Source organism: Bacillus sp. USDA818B3_A, from assembly GCF_009928415.1.
Lineage (GTDB): Bacteria > Bacillota > Bacilli > Bacillales > Cytobacillaceae > Neobacillus.
Window position 1 is genome coordinate 500,075 of sequence record NZ_JAABNN010000003.1, and the last position, 21,066, is coordinate 521,140.

Annotated in this window: 24 protein-coding genes; 7 read left to right on the forward strand and 17 right to left on the reverse strand. The window is 38.7% G+C overall.

The annotated features are described in order from the left end of the window. Nucleotides 1-7: 7 nt before the first annotated feature. Nucleotides 8-1,213 carry a stage II sporulation protein P gene (gene spoIIP, locus GXK58_RS08835; protein WP_160721797.1) on the reverse strand — a complete coding sequence of 402 codons (1,206 nt, stop codon included), beginning with the start codon at nucleotides 1,211-1,213 and terminating at the stop codon, nucleotides 8-10. Nucleotides 1,214-1,339: 126 nt separating this feature from the next. Continuing rightward, nucleotides 1,340-2,458 (reverse strand): GPR endopeptidase, encoded by a 1,119-nt coding sequence (gene gpr / locus GXK58_RS08840; protein WP_160721798.1) that lies wholly within the window; start codon nucleotides 2,456-2,458, stop codon nucleotides 1,340-1,342. A 213-nt stretch (nucleotides 2,459-2,671) separates the two neighbouring features. Between gpr and rpsT the strand changes: the two genes are divergently transcribed. Beyond that, nucleotides 2,672-2,932, forward strand: coding sequence for a 30S ribosomal protein S20 (gene rpsT / locus GXK58_RS08845; RefSeq protein ID WP_160721800.1), 261 nt, complete (start codon nucleotides 2,672-2,674; stop codon nucleotides 2,930-2,932). A 94-nt stretch (nucleotides 2,933-3,026) separates the two neighbouring features. Here rpsT and holA read toward each other — a convergent pair whose 3' ends face one another. Beyond that, on the reverse strand, nucleotides 3,027-4,043 hold the full coding sequence (gene holA / locus GXK58_RS08850) for a DNA polymerase III subunit delta (RefSeq protein WP_160721801.1): 1,017 nt from the start codon (nucleotides 4,041-4,043) through the stop codon (nucleotides 3,027-3,029). Nucleotides 4,044-4,347: 304 nt separating this feature from the next. Here holA and GXK58_RS08855 point away from each other — a divergent pair, with 304 nt between their 5' ends. Continuing rightward, entirely contained in the window at nucleotides 4,348-4,482 is a 135-nt protein-coding gene (locus GXK58_RS08855; protein WP_160721803.1) for a YqzM family protein, read from the forward strand. A 77-nt stretch (nucleotides 4,483-4,559) separates the two neighbouring features. On the opposite strand, the gene GXK58_RS08860 is transcribed toward GXK58_RS08855, so the two are convergent. The 3 genes from GXK58_RS08860 to GXK58_RS08870 all read right to left on the reverse strand — a co-directional run bounded on the left by GXK58_RS08860 (nucleotide 4,560) and on the right by GXK58_RS08870 (nucleotide 8,112). Then, entirely contained in the window at nucleotides 4,560-6,887 is a 2,328-nt protein-coding gene (locus GXK58_RS08860) for a DNA internalization-related competence protein ComEC/Rec2 (protein WP_160721804.1), read from the reverse strand. Between the two features lie 52 nt (nucleotides 6,888-6,939). Next, on the reverse strand, nucleotides 6,940-7,392 hold the full coding sequence (locus GXK58_RS08865) for a ComE operon protein 2 (RefSeq protein ID WP_160721806.1): 453 nt from the start codon (nucleotides 7,390-7,392) through the stop codon (nucleotides 6,940-6,942). A gap of 69 nt (nucleotides 7,393-7,461) precedes the next feature. After that, nucleotides 7,462-8,112, reverse strand: a complete 651-nt coding sequence (locus GXK58_RS08870; RefSeq protein WP_160721807.1) for a helix-hairpin-helix domain-containing protein — start codon at nucleotides 8,110-8,112, stop codon at nucleotides 7,462-7,464. 86 nt (nucleotides 8,113-8,198) lie between these two features. On the opposite strand from GXK58_RS08870, the gene comER reads away from it, so the two are divergent. Next, a complete protein-coding gene (gene comER / locus GXK58_RS08875; RefSeq protein ID WP_160721809.1) occupies nucleotides 8,199-9,023 on the forward strand; it encodes a late competence protein ComER in 825 nt (274 codons plus the stop codon). A gap of 72 nt (nucleotides 9,024-9,095) precedes the next feature. Here the strand turns inward: comER and GXK58_RS08880 are convergent, their stop codons facing one another. Genes GXK58_RS08880 through GXK58_RS08915 form a run of 8 tightly spaced genes read right to left on the reverse strand, consistent with a single transcriptional unit; the run spans nucleotide 9,096 to nucleotide 14,149 of the window. Next, nucleotides 9,096-9,842 (reverse strand): class I SAM-dependent DNA methyltransferase, encoded by a 747-nt coding sequence (locus GXK58_RS08880; RefSeq protein ID WP_160721810.1) that lies wholly within the window; start codon nucleotides 9,840-9,842, stop codon nucleotides 9,096-9,098. Then, the gene (gene rsfS / locus GXK58_RS08885) at nucleotides 9,839-10,195 is read right to left on the reverse strand and encodes a ribosome silencing factor (protein WP_160721812.1); all 357 of its coding nucleotides are present in this window, start codon (nucleotides 10,193-10,195) and stop codon (nucleotides 9,839-9,841) included. The genes GXK58_RS08880 and rsfS overlap by 4 nt, the downstream gene beginning before the upstream one ends. A 3-nt stretch (nucleotides 10,196-10,198) precedes the next feature. Further along, nucleotides 10,199-10,765, reverse strand: a complete 567-nt coding sequence (yqeK, locus tag GXK58_RS08890; RefSeq protein WP_160721813.1) for a bis(5'-nucleosyl)-tetraphosphatase (symmetrical) YqeK — start codon at nucleotides 10,763-10,765, stop codon at nucleotides 10,199-10,201. After that, nucleotides 10,734-11,324 carry a nicotinate-nucleotide adenylyltransferase gene (locus GXK58_RS08895; protein WP_160721815.1) on the reverse strand — a complete coding sequence of 197 codons (591 nt, stop codon included), beginning with the start codon at nucleotides 11,322-11,324 and terminating at the stop codon, nucleotides 10,734-10,736. The genes yqeK and GXK58_RS08895 overlap by 32 nt, the downstream gene beginning before the upstream one ends. A gap of 39 nt (nucleotides 11,325-11,363) precedes the next feature. After that, nucleotides 11,364-11,654, reverse strand: a complete 291-nt coding sequence (gene yhbY, locus GXK58_RS08900; RefSeq protein WP_160721817.1) for a ribosome assembly RNA-binding protein YhbY — start codon at nucleotides 11,652-11,654, stop codon at nucleotides 11,364-11,366. Beyond that, entirely contained in the window at nucleotides 11,654-12,487 is an 834-nt protein-coding gene (gene aroE, locus GXK58_RS08905; RefSeq protein WP_160721819.1) for a shikimate dehydrogenase, read from the reverse strand. The genes yhbY and aroE overlap by 1 nt, the downstream gene beginning before the upstream one ends. 36 nt (nucleotides 12,488-12,523) lie before the next feature. After that, nucleotides 12,524-13,630: a ribosome biogenesis GTPase YqeH gene (yqeH, locus tag GXK58_RS08910; protein WP_160721821.1), complete on the reverse strand. Its 1,107-nt coding sequence runs from the start codon at nucleotides 13,628-13,630 to the stop codon at nucleotides 12,524-12,526. A gap of 3 nt (nucleotides 13,631-13,633) precedes the next feature. After that, the gene (locus tag GXK58_RS08915) at nucleotides 13,634-14,149 is read right to left on the reverse strand and encodes a YqeG family HAD IIIA-type phosphatase (protein WP_160721823.1); all 516 of its coding nucleotides are present in this window, start codon (nucleotides 14,147-14,149) and stop codon (nucleotides 13,634-13,636) included. 474 nt (nucleotides 14,150-14,623) lie between these two features. On the opposite strand from GXK58_RS08915, the gene GXK58_RS08920 reads away from it, so the two are divergent. Further along, nucleotides 14,624-14,764, forward strand: a complete 141-nt coding sequence (locus GXK58_RS08920; RefSeq protein ID WP_160721825.1) for a sporulation histidine kinase inhibitor Sda — start codon at nucleotides 14,624-14,626, stop codon at nucleotides 14,762-14,764. A gap of 251 nt (nucleotides 14,765-15,015) precedes the next feature. On the opposite strand, the gene GXK58_RS08925 is transcribed toward GXK58_RS08920, so the two are convergent. Continuing rightward, nucleotides 15,016-15,798: a phosphatidylserine decarboxylase gene (locus tag GXK58_RS08925; protein WP_160721827.1), complete on the reverse strand. Its 783-nt coding sequence runs from the start codon at nucleotides 15,796-15,798 to the stop codon at nucleotides 15,016-15,018. 129 nt (nucleotides 15,799-15,927) lie between these two features. On the opposite strand from GXK58_RS08925, the gene pssA reads away from it, so the two are divergent. Then, nucleotides 15,928-16,467, forward strand: a complete 540-nt coding sequence (gene pssA, locus GXK58_RS08930; RefSeq protein ID WP_160721829.1) for a CDP-diacylglycerol--serine O-phosphatidyltransferase — start codon at nucleotides 15,928-15,930, stop codon at nucleotides 16,465-16,467. Nucleotides 16,468-16,639: 172 nt separating this feature from the next. Beyond that, on the forward strand, nucleotides 16,640-17,353 hold the full coding sequence (sigK, locus tag GXK58_RS08935; RefSeq protein WP_160721831.1) for an RNA polymerase sporulation sigma factor SigK: 714 nt from the start codon (nucleotides 16,640-16,642) through the stop codon (nucleotides 17,351-17,353). A 54-nt stretch (nucleotides 17,354-17,407) separates the two neighbouring features. Here sigK and GXK58_RS08940 read toward each other — a convergent pair whose 3' ends face one another. Beyond that, entirely contained in the window at nucleotides 17,408-18,364 is a 957-nt protein-coding gene (locus GXK58_RS08940) for a F510_1955 family glycosylhydrolase (protein ID WP_160721833.1), read from the reverse strand. A gap of 37 nt (nucleotides 18,365-18,401) precedes the next feature. Continuing rightward, a complete protein-coding gene (locus GXK58_RS08945; protein ID WP_160721835.1) occupies nucleotides 18,402-19,082 on the reverse strand; it encodes a response regulator transcription factor in 681 nt (226 codons plus the stop codon). Nucleotides 19,083-19,257: 175 nt separating this feature from the next. Here GXK58_RS08945 and GXK58_RS08950 point away from each other — a divergent pair, with 175 nt between their 5' ends. After that, nucleotides 19,258-21,057 carry a M3 family oligoendopeptidase gene (locus GXK58_RS08950; RefSeq protein ID WP_160721837.1) on the forward strand — a complete coding sequence of 600 codons (1,800 nt, stop codon included), beginning with the start codon at nucleotides 19,258-19,260 and terminating at the stop codon, nucleotides 21,055-21,057. Nucleotides 21,058-21,066: the final 9 nt, after the last annotated feature.

The following is a 21,066-nucleotide window of genomic DNA, read 5'->3' on the forward strand; positions in this document are numbered from 1 at the left end:
CTGCCTGCTATTGTTTGTTTGAAGGCTGCTCTGTTTCCTGATTAACTTTTTCTGCCTGCCAATAATAATCACTAAACACATCCGCAAGGGCATCAGCTGACCGGTTTAGCTCATCGAAGGAATTATCCACCCCGCCAAATTCAATCAATATGGCATTTTCAGATAGATTTTGATTATAAATACTGTTTGAACCTGCCGCATTTTTAATGATAACTCCTCTGCTTAGCCCCTTATATTTCTCCTGAAGCCTTTTATGGAGTTCCGTTGCAAACTTTGCATTTTTTTCGTAATTAGGATTCTTTCCTCCAATTATGAATGCTACTTTTGCGTAGGCTTTCCCATTAATGGTGACGGTAGTATTATTTTTCCGCTGGGAATCCCGATGGATATCAATAAAGTAATTTAAATCGCGGTTGGAAGTCATAGCTGTTTGGACAACGGTACGAGATTCATCGTAGGATTTCCAAAATTTCCAGCCCTTTTTATTTAAATTTGCTTGAATGTCTGTCTTGTCTATAAAGCTGCCAATTCCTCTGTCGGCTAAGCTTGTTTTTAATTGATCGCCAATCTTGGTCACGTTTATTTGGGAGTGATAGGCTAAATTCGGGTCAGTAACTCCTTTTAAGTACGGTAAATAGGATTCCCGATTATGCGAGAAGTAAACATAAACAACCTTTCTATTTCCGGTCGTTTGCCCAGGAGTATTAGAGGAATTTTCATCTGCAGGCTTGTCCAGCCCCTCCAAATTTTGTAAAGCAGCTTCTCGTTCCTCTTTCATTATTTCGATAGGTGGTGCGGATTCTACTGGCATATTTGTATAATTTGTCCCTTCACCAGCCACAAGGATTTTCCCATCAAACTGATAGAAACCTGGAAGTTCCCTGCCAAGAAGGCTTCGTGGATCATTTAGATTAATATTGCTCGATAGCTTAAATACCAAATTAGTCAATTTTGGGGTGGTTTCCCAGCTATTATCCACCTTTAAGAAATGATGATTTTCCCAGCCGATTAATTGATAGAGTAATTCACCGTTAACATTTGTTGCGGCTTGATTAACAGAAGCAGACATTAATCTATACTGCGGCTTCAACGATGTTAAGAGGCCACTAATGGAGAAGATCAATATGATAAATAGTGAAAGTGCAGCAAAAATTTTCAGAATGCTTGTCCCCTGGACAATTAAAAAGGCACCCGATGGTCTAGCATTTTTCATAGTTCCACCCCGCTTAAACGATTCTAGTAAATACTATGACTCTACTAGAATTGATAGAACTATGATTTAAAAGTCGTCATGAAGAAGACGGGGTCTTATATTATCTAGACCCCGTCTGAAGTAATATTATCTCGTATTAAATCCAGCATTCTCTTGGTCAATAGCCGTGTGCAGTGACGCATTTAATCCCCCGGCTATTAGATTGGCCATATCCTCAATGAACACATCTACTTCTTTCGGTGTCACCATTAAATTATGGCCTAATGGCGATAGGACTTCGTAGATTAGTTTTCTTTTTTCCTCCTCAGGAAGAGTGCCAATCATTCCCAGAAAGGTTTTACGATGCTGCTCCTCTGGCATGTCCTCATCGGTTAATTTTCTTTTTTCACCGAAAGACATGCCGGCTGGTGCAAGAGCTCTAGAAGGGCGATTTCCTTCCCTTAGCTCTTTGCCAAAGTGTTTTAAAATAAAATCAATGGTATCACTTGTAATTGAAACAGCGTCTACAACAGTTGGAACTCCAATGGCTATAACGGGAATCCCAAGTGTCTCCTTACTTAGTTCCTTTCTTTTGTTCCCTACACCTGATCCAGGGTGGATCCCTGTGTCAGAAACTTGTATCGTTGAATTTACTCTCTCAATCGAACGTGATGCCAATGCATCAATGGCAATAACAAAATCAGGTTTTGTTTTTTCAACAACACCAAAAATAATGTCACTGGTTTCAATGCCAGTCAGCCCCATTACACCCGGCGATAAGGCACTGACAGAACGATAGCCTTCCTCAACATTCTCAGGCTGCAGCTGGAATAAATGACGAGTGACCATAAGATTTTCACACACCATTGGTCCGAGTGCATCTGGGGTCACATTCCAGTTCCCTAAACCTACCACCAAGCAAGAGTCTGTTTTTTTTATTCCAGATCCAGCTAAGAAATGAGCAAACTCCCGTGCAAATATTTCTTGTACCTTTTGCTGTACTTCTGAGTCCTGCTGTCTGATCCCTTGTACCTCTAAAGTTAAGTATCGGCCCGCTTTTTTGCCCAATTGCTCGGCACCCTGGTTCGTAACCTCAACAAGAGAGATTTTTATATCATTCACTTCTTTTTCTTTAATGATAACGCCCTCAATGTTTGATAGGTTCTTTTCTTCTCCGACAGACTTGCCTGCGAGTACCATTTCCCTTGCTTCAATTGCTAAGTCTGTTCGGACAGAATACTTACTTAAATCGATAGACTCATTCATTCCATTTCACTCCTAATAGAGAATCCTAAATAGAAACTATTTCCTATTTTCTCCCTCTATCCTGTAAAACATGCACTTTATATTAACTTCCTCTAGAATTGTGTATTGCAATCTTGTCTTCTGTTTGATAAAATACTTCTTGTTCTGAATTATTATGGATGAATGTAAAGTCGAGTTCATATAAGTCTCGATTCTTTGTAGGAGGTGAATGTAATGCCTAACATTAAATCTGCTATTAAGCGTGTGAAAACAACTGAAGCTCGTAATGCTCAAAATACAACTGCTAAATCCGCAATGCGTACGGCTGTTAAAAAAGTAGAAGCTGCTGTTACTCTTAACGATGCTGCTGCTGCTAAAGAAGCATTAGTTGCTGCTGCTAGTAAATTAGACAAGGCTGCTGCTAAAGGTCTTATCCACAAGAACGCTGCTGCTCGTAAAAAATCACGTCTAATGAAAAAAGCTAACACTCTTTAATTAAAAGTGTATAAAAAAAACGATTCCGACTCGGAATCGTTTTTTTATTGTCCATCTCCAGCGCCTAGCTTACCAAGGCCCTGGAGCTTTTTTATTATCTTTTTAAGCGAAACAATAGCATCTCAATCAGTAATGATTTATTCATACCGCCAGTTTTCATCTGGTAATCAGCATCCGCCAAGAGTGCCATCAAGTGGGCTAACTCTTCATCAGTAAATCCTCCGGCCTGCCCAAGAGCAAGCTTTACCCGAAAGGGATGGATTTTTAGGAAGCCTGCAATTTGCTGCTGTCCGTACCCCCGTCTTGATAGTTCCTTTACTTGATAAATCAGGCGGAATTGGCCAGAAAGCAATGCCAAAATCTTAATCGGTTCCTCATTCTGTTTTAATAAGTCATAATAAATCCGCAAGGCCTCATCCAATTTTCTTTGGACTACTTTTTCAATAAGGGTAAAGATATTTTGTTCCAGGGTTCTGGCAACTAATTTTTCAACTAGTTCACGATCAATCCGCTTTTGTTCCGCTGCATATAAAGATAATTTATCCACCTCACCTGCAAGCATAAACATATTCGTACCAGCTAAAGCCAGCAATTGATCAATCGCATTTTCTTCCATTTCCATTCCATTGTTTTTTGCCCGGTCTTTTACCCATTTTTTTAAATCATGTTCCGACATTTTTTTGGCTTCGACTAGTTCGGCATTCTTTTTGAGTTCTTTTGTAATTTTCTTACGCTCGTCTAATTTCTCATACGGAGCTGAAATGACCATCACCGTATATGGAGCTGGTTCTTTGAGATATTGTTCTAGTTTTGCCAGATTGTGCTCTACCTTTTCCTTCGTTTTTTCAGCTGTTAAAAACACGGGGTTATGTAAAATGACAACTTTTTTCTCACCTAAAAAAGGAAAAGTCTCAGCATCCTCTAATGCCAAATCAACGGAGGTCTCCTCCAAATCATAAGCAGAAAAGTTAAAGTCCTTTTCTTCCTCTTCTAAAATATGGTCGAGAAGTAATTGCTTTGTTTCATTGATTAAAAAAGCTTCCGTTCCATATAATAAATAAATAGGAGCAATTTCCTTCTTTTTAATTTTCTTCCATATTTCTAATACCATTTTATCCAGCGCTCCCTTTAATTTCACTCCTATCTTATCGTAAAGAAGCTTGGACCTTTTGACAAGTACTTAAAGGGAATTAGCACTTTATCCATGAAGTGCCAATTCCCGATCTATTTAAACGCCAGTAATATTTGCCCTAGGATCATCATATTAACTGGCGGGGTTCCTAATAATTATATGTTTCCCTTACTGAGTCCAACTATTTTGACAACTCTTGTCAGTAGAGGAAGCGACAAAAGGCATGCTGGATTTTTTCAGACAAATAGCTTATACTATACATGAAAATAGGAGGGGTATAAAAGTGAATCATTTTGAAAAAGACGTGCAAAACAAACGTAATGATGCAATTGATTCTGGGGTTGGATTTGGAGTTTCTTTCGGTTTTTTTGCTATAATGTTTATCATTGCAACAGTCATCAAGTTAATTGGTTCCTAATGAATGCTACATAACTTATTAAAAGGCTGCCAAAGTTCAGCCTTTTTTTATTTAGGCTCTTTCTGTAATACTATAACCTATGGCAAATAGGTTAAAAAGGTTCCTTTTCCACGATAAAAATAGTAGGTAATAGCCCCTTGCAAATCTGTTCGATAAATAACCGCATTGACTGCATTCAAGCGGTCGAGCACCTCTTGATGGGGATGCCCAAATCGATTATGTTCACCTGCTGAAATGAGGGCTGCTTTAGGTCTGATTTGATTAATAAATGCTGTACCGCTCGACGTTTTACTTCCATGGTGTCCTGCTTTTAGAACATCGATGGCCAGATTAGGATATTTTCTGAGAATGTTTTCCTCCCCTTCTTGGTCAAGATCTCCTCCAAAAAACCAACGGACTCCGCCAATTTCCGCAAAAATCGCAATGGAACCCCTGTTACGCTCACCTGTAAAATTCTTTTCTGGAGATAGGACAAAAAATTCACTTTCACTCTGGCTCCAATAATTACCGGATGATACTTTTATGACAGGAATCCTTTGTTTCACTGCCAACTCGGTAATCTGTTGTTCTGTTTCAGACGTTTCTTTTACTGATGGCATTAGAATTTGTTCTACCCGAAGTCCTGATAGGATGGATTCAGCACCGCCAATATGATCCATATCACCGTGTGTTAAGATTAATTTATCAATTTTTGTAATCCCCTTCGCTTTTAAAAAGGGAAGCACTACATCCCGGCCAACTTCAAAAGGTTTGGTCCGCTGTTTCCACTTTTCTTCTAAAAAGTTCATTGAACCGCCTGTATCAATAAGGTAATTCCCTTGCCCATGCGGAAGGTGAATTAAAATGCTGTCTCCCTGGCCTACATCAATCATCGTTACTTCACCATACGGATTCAGCATATTCCAGCACGGCTGAACAGCTAACAATATTACCCCTAGTACGAGTAAATGCGTTTTTCTGTTGGGATAAGGAGCTCTTTCCCAAATGTAAAAAATCCTGCCAAGAAGGATTATGTAAATAACCATCAAAATAATATGAGGACGCCCCGGGGTAAAATTCATATAAGAAATGCCTGCTAAAACCTCAATCAACTTATTTGATAACTCTACCGTCTTTTGCAATAAGCCAATCATCCATGTTGGAGCAGTGCCAAATAGTAAATGAATGATCAATAATACATACACAGCAGGCAGGTAGATAAATGAAAATAAGGGGATATACAGCAAGTTTGCGAATATGCCAATGAGGGAAATTTCAAAATAATGATAAAGCAAGATCGGCATGGCCGAAGCTTGAGCGATAACGGAGGTGGCGAGCATCTTTCCCCCATTCCCTTGATATCCTTTGAGAATGCGGGGAGCTGATAAAATAATCGAAAAACTAACTAAAAAGGAAAGCTGGAAACCAATATCATAAATTATTAATGGGGAAAAAAAGATGAAGAAGACAAACGACAAACTGATCGCATCAATGGTCATAATCTTTAAATGATGTTTCCACTTTTCAGCCAATAAGATGATGGAGATCATGAGGCCAGAACGTACAACTGAGGGTGAGCTGCCGGTCAACACAACATAAATGGGTAACAGTACCAATAACGCATTTGTCATCACTTGTCTAGTTAGGCCGCCCCGAATTCCTATCAAAAAGATCATCCCAATAAACAAGGAGACATGAAGACCAGAAATGGCCAGTAAATGGACAATGCCCGTACGCTGATAGTTACTTAATAATTCAGAATCAAGAATATCTGTCTCACCAAAAATTAAAGCGCTAGATAACCCGGCAATTTCTGAGGGGAAATTTTTTTCAAGATATTTAATGCCTGCAAAGCGGAAGTTTTTTATTAATTCAGCTGGGGAGTTTCGGATGGGGTGACAAGATTGAAGCGGACTCTGATTTAGATCAATGACCCAAAAGATTTCCTTAGCAGCTAAAAACGAGCGGTAGTCAAAGCCATTTGGATTTTTTGCTGTAGAAGGATGGTTTAACGTGCCGGAACCATTACATAAAATTCCGTAAAAGCTTTTGTTTTGTAATGTGTTTTTTTCCTCCTCGGATTTTATTTGATAACGGAGAAGGACTTTTTCTTTTAATTGGGTTTCTATGCCTTGTACTTTTAAAAGATCACCATCAATAATAGGATTCTGGGTATATTTAATAGTAAAAAAGGTCTTAGACTCAAGGATCTTTGTTTGGTTATGTACCTCAGTCCACTCCCCTTTAATAAAACAAGAAACACCAATAATAATCATGATAAACGCTTGGTCTCGTTTAAATCTTTTACTTTTCATTAATATAACTAGATATATAATTGATAATAAAAGAAATGGGAAAAGTTTAACTAGTGCACACAAAACACCAAATAATGCAGCAATAGCAGCATAAATAAATTTTCCGCTCATCGATCCTACTCCATTTTTATCACGCCGGAATTAACCGGCGCCTGATATTGTTTTAATTACTTAATTGAATGGTCCTTTCCTTTAATTCAACCTTTTCAATTTTAACTTTTGCCTGTTCAAACAGTTCAATTGCATAGGGATGATTCTTATAATCCTCTGCATAATAAACGGTTTTAATTCCAGCTTGAATAATAGCCTTACAACATTGCAGGCAAGGAAAATGAGTTACATAAATTTCAGAGTCGGCAGTTGGCACACCAAACTTTGCACATTGTAATAATGCGTTCATTTCAGCATGTATGGTCCTAATACAATGATGGTCAATAACATAGCACCCTTTATCGATGCAGTGATCCCCGCCGGCAATGGAACCGTTATAGCCGCCTGCGATAATACGTTTATCTCTGACAATGGTTGCTCCAACGGTTAATCTCGTACAAGTACTTCTTAACGCAAGTAAATGGCTCTGTGCCATAAAATATTGATCCCAAGAGATTCGTTCCACGTATCTCACTCCCTAAAAATACTTTTCTTCTTAGTTTACTTGTACAAGTCTTTCCAGGTCAATAATAGTTTATTTCACTACGATTGAATCCTTTAGCTTTTCAAATGTTTTATCACCAATTCCGCTGATATTTTTTAGGTCTTCAATTGCTTTAAATGGTCCGCTGGTATTCCGATATTCGATAATCGCTGCGGCCTTTGCAGGGCCGACTCCCGGCAGAGTTTGCAGTTGCTGCTCATCTGCTTTATTGATATTAATTTTCCCCTGCTTTTGCTCTGTTCCAACAGCGGCTGATTCACCCGCTGCATTGGACATAAGTAAAGCAGCTTCCTCTTCACCCTTGGCAGGAATGTAGATAACCATTTCGTCCTCCACATGCTGCGCTAAATTGACTTGGGTCTGGTCCGCTTGCTCCGTTAAGCCACCTGCTCTTCCGATTACGTCCATCACCCTTTCACCTGTATTCGATTCATATACACCGGGACGTTTCACCTGGCCCTTAACATCAACCATTATTTTTTCAGGCAGTTTAGCCTCGGCTGCAGTTGAGTTCTCATTGTTAATCTCCAAGTTTGTTTCTTGAGGTTCGGTTTCCTTGCTAATGGAACTTAATGGGGCAGTCTCTTCTGAACCTTGCACATAAAAGTAATAAAAGCCGGCTAGAGCAATTAATAGGACAACGCCAATCTGAATTTTGTGACTTAACAACCAATCTTTCATGGTTATCCTTCCTTTCTCAAGGTATATTTCACCATTTATTTTCATAATGTTATAAAAGAATACGGGATGCGAAGGAGGGTCGAGTAATGAATATAGGCATTATCGGTACGGGTAATATGGGGAGAATCATTGTGGAGGCTTTGATTGACGGAAAGGCCGCAGCCCCTTCTTCTATGATGATCACAAATAGAACAAAATCAAAAGCCTTGCTGCTTAAAGATAAATATAAGGACATTTTGATTGGGGCAAATCCGGAAGAAGTTGCTGCACAATCCGATTTAATCTTTCTTTGTGTTAAACCCTTAGATATCCGTAAAATACTTAATCAAATAAATCCACATTTAACATCTGATAAGTGTCTCATTTCGATAACCAGTCCTGTCAGTACAAGCCAGCTTGAAAAAACAGTGTCCTGTTCAACGATCCGCATTATTCCAAGTATTACGAACCGGGCATTAGCCGGGGTTTCTCTTGTTACGTATGGTGAACATTGCAGTGATCATTGGAAAACGAGAGTAGAAAAGTTAATTTCGAAGTTTTCTGTTCCAGTGTGTATTGAGGAAGGAATTACGAGAGTAGCGTCTGATATCGTTAGCTGCGGACCTGCCTTCTTTAGCTATCTGCTTCAGCATTTTATCCAAGCAGCGGTAAAGGAGACCGAAATCGATACCGAAACAGCAACCATATTTGCCAGTGAGATGATTGTGGGACTTGGAGAATTAATAAAACAAGGACATTATACATTACCGTCACTACAAGAAAAGGTATGTGTTAAGGGCGGAATTACAGGTGAAGGCATAAAGGTATTAGAGAATGAGCTTGGGTTAGTATTTGAACACATCTTTCAAGCCACCCATGCTAAATTTAAAGAGGACCTGGAACAAGTAGAAATACAATTCTCAAAACAATAATTCGATAAATAAAGACAAATTCCTTCAATGCTTTATAAAAAAGCCATCTTTTTTAAAAAAAGATGGCTTTTTTTATTTCTTCTTAGCAACAAAGAAAATTCTTTCTGACTGCGGTGCAGGTGCTTCATGCTCAAAATCGGCACTCACCTTGAGTAATTCAAAACCAGCTGCATCCAGCCAGTTAGTATATTGCTCGATAGGATATGTCCGCTGTAGATGAAGTTCATCAATCCGGTCGTATTTCCCTGACCGATCATCTAGAACAAAAAAGCTTAGTTCATGTTCTACACTATTAGGAAATTCACCGGGAAAGCTATTCCATATATAAGCTATGTCCTCTTCATTCAGAGCAAAGGTCTGATGGATAAAAATTTCGTTTATCTTATAGATCGAATGGACATCAAAAATAAAAACCCCGTGATCCTCAAGATGCTGATAAACATTTGAAAAGGTTAACCTTACCTCTTCTTCTGACTGCAGATAATTTAAAGAATCACAAAAGATCCCTATAACATTATATTGTCCCTGTCCTTCTAAATTTGCCATGTCTTGCTGAAAAAATGGAATCCTTACATGATTTCCTTCGGCTTTGGCCTGGGCTACGGAAAGCATATCTTCTGATAAATCGATTCCCGTCACTTCAAAACCACGCCCGGCAAATCGGACAGAGAGCTCTCCAGTACCACAAGCTAAATCCAACAGCCGGGGGGATTCAATGTTATTCTGAGCAAGGATACTCTCCACAAACGATACCCACTGGTCATACGGAGCATCTTTCATTAGCTCATCATACAAGTAGGCAAATTGCTCATAACTCATGAACTTAACTCGCTGAGGATATCAACCTGCGGGGCATCTCCCCATAAGCGTTCTAAATTATAATAGCTCCGTTCATCACGATGGAACACATGGGCAACTACATCACCTAAATCAATTAGTACCCATGTCGCTTCATCAAAACCTTCCATTCTTTTTACATCATATCCATTTTCTTGAGCCTTCTCTTTAATCTCTCGAGCAATCGCCTGTACCTGTTTGTCAGAATTACCATGACAAATAATAAAATAATCAGCGATTAACGAGATTCCTTTCATATCTAAAGCTAAGATATCTTCTGCACGTTTATCGTCTGCCGCTTTTACTGCCATTTTTAATAGTTCCTGATTATCCATTCATCAGTCCTCCAATTTTAGGATTAAGTTATTATAAGTATAAAAAGTTTGCGGATAAATGGTCTGATTCTTCTTCATTAGAAACAAAATCGTATTCTGAACTGATTTTACGAGTGCTCTATTGAGATTTTCCTGGGCCAGTTCTCTAACTTCTTCAACGCCTGGGAAGTGTCTGCCAGGTTCAATATAATCGGCCAAATAAATGATTCTTTCAAGCAAAGTCATATTCGGTCTTCCAGAAGTATGATAGCGAATAGCATCCAGTATTTCTGGATCAGTAATTCCTGCCTCTTGCTCTACCAAAAAGGCACCCACGGGAGCATGCCACAATTCTGTATTAAAAAGCAGCAAATCCTGCGGCATACCTTTTGAGACAATAATTTCTTTCATTTCTTCTTTTGGGCGGAACTTTGCATAGTCATGAAAAATAGCTGCCATTTCCGCCTTCTTTACATCTGCCCCATACCTTTCAGCCAAGGCAATCGCCGTTTCCATTACGCCTAACGTATGCTGATAGCGGTGTTCCGTGAGCTGAATTTTAACTAAGTCTAATGCTTTTTGACGATCCATATAATTGTTTCTCCTCAATATAATCAATAACGGAATCCGGCAAAAGATATCGAACTGATTGACCTTTTTTAACTCTATCCCTTATCATGCTCGATGACACATCAATTGCCGGAACATCAATATAAAGAACAGGGTAATCTGTTTGATGGCTATATGACTTTCTCTTGACTCCGACAAATTGGACAAGATTAACGAGTATATCAATATCATGCCATTTCGGTAAATATTCAATCATGTCGGCGCCAATTATAAAGTAAAACTGATGATCTGGATACTCTGTATGAAGTATTTTCATGGTATCCACCGTATAAGAAGGGCCTTTCCGATCCATTTCAATTGGCTGAATGGAAAAGTTGGCGTTCTCTGCAATGGCCAGTTCTAACATGTGGAGACGGTCCTCATCCTCAACTGACTCCGGCTTTTTCTTGTGAGGCGGTTCATGATTTGGCATAAACCAAATTTTATCAAGCTCTAGTGCTGATTGTACTTCATTTGCAATTAAAAGGTGTCCATAATGGGGCGGATCGAACGTGCCTCCCAATATTCCAACTTTCTTCATGGATGCGCCCTTCCTTTACTTAGATTAAGGATTCCATTTTTAAGGAAGAATAATCGTTTTCTTTTCAGTGGACTCTTTATATAACACGATCGTGTTACCGATAATTTGAACGATTTCAGCACCAGTACCTTCCGAAAGCTTTTCAGCCACTTCAGTTTTGTCTTCCTCGCAATTTTGCAGGATACTGACTTTAAAAAGTTCTCTTGCTTCTAGGGCATCAGCAATTTGTTTAATCATATTTTCATTTACGCCGCCTTTCCCCACTTGAAAAATGGGGTCTAAATGATGCGCCTTTGAACGTAAAAATCTTTTTTGTTTACCTGTTAACATTATTTTCCTCCTAATTGTTCCAACACGTTATCTTTCATTCTTTGTATATCTGGAAAAATTCCAGTCCATTTCTCAAAAGCCAATGCCCCTTGATAGACAAACATATCCATTCCATTCTGTACGATTGCCCCATTTTCTTTCGCTTCCCGTAAAAAGCTTGTTTCTAGTGGGTTATAGATAATATCACAAACTACAGAATTCTCACGCAGGTTTTTAAGACCTAAGGGCTGGTCATTAATTTTCGGAGCCATACCAACCATTGTCGTTTGGATAAGTAAATCATATTCACCTAAATGTTTGTCTGCTTCCTCATTTGTAAGTGCTTTTGAGGAAGTAGAGTATGGACATTCTTCAATAAGTCGAGCGGCATTTTCAACCGTACGATTAGCAATATCGATTTGGATTGGGTTTTCTTTGGCTAAGGTAAAGAAAATGGCCCGTGCCGCACCACCTGCTCCAATGACCAAAATCCTTTTTTCTCGAACATCGGGTACAATTGCATGTAAACCTCTCAAAAAACCGAGACCGTCGGTATTGTAGCCAATTAATTTTCCCGCTTCATTCACTACTGTATTGACTGCCCCAATGCTTGCTGCTAATTCATCCACTTCATCAAGGAAGGGGATAACTTTACTTTTATGCGGAACCGTAACATTAAAACCACCTGCTCCGATGGCCTTTAGTCCTTTAACAGCATCTAATAGATCGCCTTCTTTTACTTCAAAAGGAAGATAAATGGCATTTAAATTATATAATGAAAACAAATCATTATGCATAACTGGTGACATTGAATGCCCAATCGGATTCCCCAAAACTCCAAATAGCTTTTTCATGCGTTTCCCCACCCTGTTTACGTACTATCTATACGGTTAGATTAATGACCTGCGCAATAGGGCTTGGACTCCCTTTGGGACATAAGCAGCCACTTTCGCTCCAGCCTCATTTACTGTAATCCACCCAAGTCCAGAAAAAACGATATCTGTCTTGGCTTCTTTTATTGTAAATTCCTGTCTGACCAACTCCGGAAATTCTGCCAGTTCATCCGGTCCTGGCGGTGTCAACATTTCACCAACATGTTTATCATAAAGGCTGCCTGAATTTTCTATCTTTGTTCGATGGATATTCAATTCATTAGATACATAACAAACAAACGATCTTCTGCCGCCGCTTATATAATCAAACCGGGCTAAACCGCCAAAAAATAATGTTTGCCCTTCATTCAATTGAAAGACCTTAGGCTTTATTTCCTTTTTAGGAGTAATGATCTTTAAATCCTTTTTATTAATAAAATGCGCCATTTGATGGTGATTAATAATCCCTGGTGAATCAATTAAGGATTTTTCATCATCTAACGGGATTTTTATGATATCTAGGGTTGTACCAGGAAAATGCGAAGTCGTTATCACGTCAGCCTCCCCAGTTACTTCCTTAATAATTCGATTAATAAAAGTGGATTTGCCCACGTTGGTACATCCAACTACATAGACATCTTTTCCATTTCTTAATTCATCGATAGCAGCGGCTGTCTCTCTAATATTCAGTCCCTTTGCTGCGCTAACTAAGTACACTTCTTCTGGTCTAAGACCTAGTTCCTTTGATTCATTCTTCATCCATTGAATTAACTTACTATGCTTGACGGATTTAGGCAATAAATCAACTTTATTTCCTACAAGCACCACCTTATTATTTCCAACAAAGCGATGTAATCCAGGAAGCCAGCTTCCGTTAAAATCAAAGATATCAACAATCATTACAATCAGAGCGTCGGACTTGCCAATCTCATTAAGTATTTTTAAGAAGTCATCATCGGTTAAGTTAACATCTTGAACCTCATTGTAATGCTTTAATCGAAAACATCTTTGACAAATAATCGTTTCTTTCTCTAAAGCTGAAGAAGGCGCAAACCCAAGTTCATTTGGGTTTTCCGTTTGGACTTTTACACCGCAGCCCATACAAAAATATTGTTGATCACTCACTTATTAATCCTCCCATTGAAGCATCCCTTTTTTACGAAACCAATTCAAAATTCTCCGTTCTGCAAATCGATTAAATTTGGTCCAAAACCCATCTGTTTGGGCTACAGGAACCACTAGGATCGTGTGGAATCCGCTTCGATTTCCTCCGAGAACATCGGTTAATAATTGGTCACCAATGACCACTGCCTCTTCCTTTTTAATCCCCATCAATTGAATGGCGCGAAGAAAAGCAGGTCCCATTGGCTTACGTGCCCTAAATATAAATGGAATATTTAACGGATCTGAAAAAAACTTAACTCGCTCTTCATTATTATTGGAGACAATGGTTACCTTGATATTATGTTTTTTTACTTCGTCAAACCATTTAATTAATTGCGGCGTGGCACTCGGACGATCCCACTCCACAAGTGTATTATCCAAATCGGTAATAATCCCCTTAATTCCTCTTGCTTTTAAGGCATCAGGAGAAATATCGAGAATGCTTTTTACATGTTCATTCGGTAAAAATTGTTTAAGCACTAAGCGTACACCTCATTAATTGTAAATAAAAATGTTGGATAAACAACCATCATTTTCTTTTCTTGTACCATCATAACTAATTTCCCCCCTCGTTTCAAAAGAAAAGTGAAAGGACCTATAAAAGGGTTTATATCTTATTATCCTTCAAAAATCGACATTACATGAGAATCAATTACGAATACTTTCCTTGGGTTACTAATTTTATCTGACTTCAAATAAAAATTTTTCGACAAAACCCTGCATTTTGCTTCTCTGTGGATAACCTTATTAACATTATACCCATTGAATTCTTTAGACTTCGTTACTTTATGAACAAACTAATCACAAGTTATCCACGTAAATCTGTGGATAACGAGAACGATTGTTCTAAAGGAATAAATTTGGTAGATTTAGGTTACAGCAAATGAACTTACCAATTTATGTTTAATTTTAATAAAATAGAACCAATAACTTTAATCGGAGGTGGATTCTGACATGCGGAAACTGTCAGATGAATTATTAATTGAATCATACTTTAAAGCAAGGGAATTAAACTTGAGCCCAGAATTTATTAACCTCATTGAGTCTGAAATTCACCGGCGTTCTTTATACAATAAAATAAAAAGGTCATCATAACTATGATTCACCGCCCTGCTAGGGCTTTTTTTTTCAGAACAAAAGCGCAAGCGCCTTGAACAGCCCCGACAAGCATAAGACGAGCCGGCCGAAAGGTTGCTTTTTAACCTTTTGGACGGATTGGCTTATGACCTCGAGGGGCTAGGCGCTGGACGTCGACAATCCTTTAATTAACAGTTACCCACAAGCGAAAATTTTATAATTTCCTAAACGAGTACAAAAATAACGGCGCTCCCCTGTCGCCGTTGTTTTTACTTTATTAAAACGCCTACTCTTTCTCCAACCTTTAGGTCTTGTGGGATTTGCAAGGTTTGATCGATTTGAAAGATACCTTTTTCAAATAATAGAACCACCGTAGACCCAAAACTGAAGTAGGCCATTTCCCCGCCTTTTTCTAACTTATTGCCCGTATGTGTGGTCTCAATGGAATTAACAAACATCGCCCCTACCTTGACAATGGCAACATGACCATAATCCGTTTGTACCTCCGTTATTACCCTATAGTTCTTGGATAGGGTCCTGCGGCCATATTTTAATCCCCATTTATTAACCGGATACGATTTTGAACCAAGTTTCCATTGTTTAATGACGGTTCCATTGACGGGACTATGAATACGGTGGTAATGACTTGGACTTAAATATAAAATCATATATGTACCGTTAAGATATTTGTTCAAACCATCGGGATCTCCAAGCATTTCTTCGATGGAGTATGTTTTCCCTTTTACGAGTATATCGCTTGTTTCTTTAATGGTTCCTACGTCTTCTAAAACCGCATCAACGGGACTGACGACTGAGTCAGCAGCCTGGTCAATCTTCCTTGTCCCTCTTTTTAACGTTCTGACAAATAAATCATGCAAGGTTGGGTAGTCAGCTAATCCTTTTTCCATTTCTTCTTGATTTAATCGATAAACACGGGCAAATGATGGAACGACAAACCGACTGACTGGTGACCGGGCAAACCACTTTAACCCGCCAGACGACCACCGTCCGTTTGTTAATTCGATCATCAGCCGATAAAAAACTTGTATCACGAGAATACCCCCAAATAGTGTAAAAATACTCTTTACGGAAAGACATAAAACCCTTAGAATTAAATAATATAGAATAACCTAGAAAATACAATTCCCTTCGTTTTTTCAGAAAAAGGAGTGGTGTGGAGAATGTTTTTATTGGACGTATTGGATCACACAATTAAAAAGCTGAAATCCCAAACAGCAAATGTCATTACCATCACAAACCTTTCACTCGGCGGTTTTGCCATTGTACTGGGCTTACATGGGAATTTACGCTTAAGCTTATTGCTTATTTTCATTGCTGCTCTTGCCGATCGGTTTGACGGTATGATTGCCAGAAAATTTAATATTGAATCGGAATTAGGCAAACAATTGGATTCCATGAGTGATATTATATCATTTGGAGTCGCGCCAGCACTATTACTTTATCAAGGAATATTATTTGAATTTGGCGGTCCTGGTTCATTCTTCACCGTATTTTATATTGCTTGCGGTGCTTTTCGCTTAGCAAGATTTAATATTACAGAAAGCAACGGTTATTTCACAGGATTACCAATTACAGCAGCAGGCTGTCTTGCAACCTTAAGTTTTCTTGCCATCCCTTACCTGCCTTCACAAACGTTCTTATTTATTATAATTATTTTATCCTTCTTAATGGTAAGCTCCTTTAAACTGAAAAAAGTATAATATCATTTTTCTTTCACATAATGCTAAATTCATTATGACCTTTTTAGTGTCCGCTAGGAAGGTCATTTTATTTTTTTAAAAATAAAATATAAGGGACAGACACAATTTTGAGTTTTCTTCATAGGAATTATTAAAAGGGCTAGAGTCCAATAAAGCACGGGGGTAGATGTGGATGACTGGAATCTTAACAGCTCTCGGATATTTGATGAAGGAATTTTTATTTCTTGTTTCTTATGTGAAAAATAATGCCTTTCCCCAACCCCTATCTGCTGCTGATGAAAGGAAATATCTGCGGTTAATGGCAGAAGGGGATGCACACGCTCGTAATATGTTAATAGAACACAATTTACGTCTTGTCGCCCATATTGTCAAAAAATTTGAAAATACCGGTGAGGATTCGGAAGACTTAATTTCAATTGGTACAATAGGGTTAATAAAAGCAATTGAGAGTTACTCCGAAGGAAAAGGAACGAAGCTGGCAACCTATGCAGCCAGATGTATCGAAAATGAGATTTTGATGCACTTAAGGGCGCTTAAGAAGACGAAAAAGGATGTTTCCCTGCATGATCCCATTGGGCAGGATAAAGAAGGTAATGAGATATCTTTAATAGATGTCCTTAAATCAGAATCTGAAGATGTGGTTGATACGATTCAGCTTAATATGGAACTGGAAAAAATAAAGAAGTATATCGAAGTACTGGATGATAGGGAAAAGGAAGTCATAATCGGCCGATTCGGACTTGATTTGCAGAAGGAAAAGACACAGCGGGAAATTGCTAAGGAACTTGGTATTTCAAGAAGCTATGTGTCTAGAATTGAAAAACGCGCCTTAATGAAAATGTTCCATGAATTCTACCGGGCTGAAAAAGAGCGCAAAAAGCGATGATATACTAACATGGCAATAAATAGAGCAGGAGAAACTTCTCCTGCCCTTTTTGTGTTATTTACCATCTTTCAGTAAGTTATTCCATGTCTTCCCGCCGTCAATCGTGTTATATAAATCATTGTTGTAGGTGGTAAACGCCATTTCATTTTTGTTCTTTGGATTAACCGCCAGATATGTGATCGGGTTATCATAATCCAGAAAAGGAATGATGATAGTAGACTGTTCACCAGTCAATGGGGAAAGTGTTTTTAATAGGATTTTTTCATTTTCCACACTGGAAAATAAAATGGAGTCACCGTTGAATGTTAACGCCGTAACCATCATCTTCCCTGTAATCAGCTTCATGGTGTTCCCATTATCGGTTGAATAATAGATTCCGGATCTTGTGGCCATCGCCATGGTATTCCCATCCGTTGGGTGCACAGCCATCATTCCCATCGAATCCGCATCAAAATTTTTAAACGTACTCTTATTCCAAGTTTTCCCTTTATCTGTTGAATAGTTAACACCCAAACTGATAGTGTTACTTTCTTTCTCACCAATGATATACAGACCCATTCCAGAATAACTGGCAGCCGTAAAATGAAGGTTCGCTTCATTATAAAAGGCTAGCTTCTGAACAGTCTCACCTTTATCGTCACTTTTTATTAATCCAAGCGGATCCTCTAAGCCTGTCCCCTCCTGTGGGTGACCACTGGCAATAAATCCGGACTCAACAGCTTGAAATCCTATGTAATCATGTTGATTCGTTGTTGCTTCATACCATTTTTTATCCTTATACATTTTTAAACCGTCATTTCCAGCAATGTATAAAGCACTGTCATTTCCTGGATACCCAATCCCGCGGATATTCTTCAAGGTAAAGGCTCCTGCCTCCACGATTTTGAAAGCTGGTTTACTACTGTTGGAGCTCATTTCTTTCTGTTCTTGCTTCTTATTAGAGCAGCCAGATAAAATCAGGAGCACCCCTAACACCAATGTAAAAAACACCTTAATTTTATACTTCATCATGTCCTCCTAAAAGACGTATAGTAATCTATTAATTTGTTTATGCTTCCTTATCCATCCACTTATACCCCACTCCCCAGACCGTTGTCAAATAATCATTCACAGGAAAACCTGCTTTACGTAATTTTTCACGTAAATTGCGAACATGGGAATCAATCGTCCGATCTTCAGTCATAGCAGAATACCCCCATATGGTTGTTAAAAGATGTTCACGTGTATATACCTTATTCTGATTTTTTAATAAAAGGGTCAGCAGGGAAAATTCCTTCGGTGTGACAGAAATTTGCTGGTGCTTATAGGATACCTGAAAAGAATCCTCATTTAAGTTAAGTCCTTGAAAAGAGATTAAACCGTTCGGCACGTGTTTCCTTCTTAACACGGCTTCGATTCGGGCAATTAATTCTTCTTCATCAAACGGCTTCGAGATATAATCGTCTGCCCCAATGTTTAAACCCTTAATAATATCTATTTTTTCACTGCGGGCTGTTAACATGATAATCGGAATATCCCACTTTTTTCTAATTTCCTTACAAACTTCCCAGCCGTTTATTTCCGGCATCATCACATCTAATAGAACGAGGTCTGCATGATCCTCATGCAGATATTGAAGGGCATCAGCCCCGGATGTACATTTAATACAGTGATATCCTCTTGGGGATAGGTAAAGGGATAGTAAATCCAACATTCTTGATTCATCATCAACGAGTAAGATCTTCGCCACTGCTTTTTCACTCCCAGCTTATAAATCTTGTTAAATTATACTATAAAAAGACTGCACAATAATAAATTTAATATGTATTTATTGGGACATGCCATTCTTTTTCCAAGTCCAAATTAAGAGAATTTTTTATAAAAAAGATTATAATGAGAAAGTACATATTTTAAGGAGGACTACCATGACAGCCACTACATATTCAGAAGTATGGAACCTTGATGCTTTGTTTCCAGGAGGAAGTCAATCCGAGGAATTCGAACAGTTCTTAGTCCAGACAGAAGAAACTATTAAAAGGTTCGAAGCAAAGGTAAATAATTGGGTGCCTGCTAACGCAGCTGGGGACACTGAGCATCTTCAGGAGCTTCTTCATGATTTAGAAGAATCTGCAAAGAAGTTGGCGCAGGCTGGAGCATTCACCGGCTGCTTACTAGCTCAAAACACAAAAGATAAAAAGGCATATTCCCTTGATTCAAAAATAACTAGTTTAGGGGCTGCATTTCAAACTGCTTTAGGTTCTCTAGACAATCACTTAACAATGATTGATGATGAAACTTGGCTGGAAATCGTTGATTCTGAGCCGTTAAAAGAGCTGCGCTTTGTATTAACAGAAAGCCGTGAAAAGGCAAAAGAAAAACTTTCAAAAGAGGAAGAGGCCTTAATCAGCACGCTTGAAGTCGATGGCTATCATAGCTGGGGACAATTATACGATTTAATTGTAAGTAAAATAAAAGTTCCCTTTGTGGAAGACGGTGAAGAGAAACAATTATCTGTCGGACAGACCTTTAATAAATTCTCTAACCCCGACCGTAATGTCCGTGCTTCTATATTTAATCAGTGGGAACAGGTTTGGGGCAGCCAAGCCGATCTGCTTGCAAAAACCTTGAACCATCTTGCGGGGTTCCGGTTAAGTGTCTATCAGAAGCGTGGCTGGGACGATGTTTTAAAAGAGCCGCTCAGCATTAACCGCATGCAAAAAGTGACATTGGACACAATGTGGACCGTCATTTCTGAACATAAACAAAAACTTGTTAAGTATTTAGAAAGAAAAGCAAAACTTCTAGGTATTGAAAAATTAAGCTGGTTTGATTTGGATGCGCCATACGGGAAAACAGAATCCAAGGTAACCTACCAAGAGGGGGCCCAATTTATCGAGCAGAACTTCGCCCAGTTTGGAGATAAGCTTGCCTTATTCACTAAACACGCTTTTCGTGACCAATGGATTGAAGCCGAAGATCGTCCCGGGAAGGCTCCAGGAGGATTTTGTACGGATTTTCCAGTGAATGAGCAATCTAGAATATTTATGACTTATTCCGGTACACCATCCAATGTGTCAACACTTGCACATGAACTGGGCCATGCCTTTCATTCTTATGCAATGAGGGACGTTCCATATCTCAATTGCAATTATGCCATGAATGTGGCAGAAACTGCCTCCACTTTTGCGGAAATGATCGTGGCAGACGCTGCTGTTAAAAACGCAAAAGATGAACAAGAAAAGCTTGTGCTTTTGGATGATAAAATCCAGCGTACAGTTGCCCTGCTTATGAATATCCATGCACGCTTCTTGTTTGAAAGCAGTTTTTATGAGGAGCGGAAACTTGGAACCGTCTCTAGTGATCGAATCAGCGAATTAATGTTGGCTGCACAAAAAGAGGCTTATTGTGATGCATTAGAGGAATATCATCCACTTTTTTGGGCTTCGAAGCTGCACTTCTTTATTACCGATGTACCTTTCTATAATTTCCCTTATACATTTGGTTATCTTTTTTCATTGGGCATTTATGCGCGGGCACTAGAAGAAGGAAAAGGGTATGAAGAAAAATATATTGCCCTGTTAAGGGATACTGCCTCCATGACAGTAGAGGAGTTAGCCCAAAAACATTTACAAGTAGATTTAACTCAAAAAGATTTTTGGGAAAAAGCAGTCGGTCTTTGTCTCGCGGACATTGATGAATTTTTGCAGCTCACTGATAATAAATAATTTCGTGAT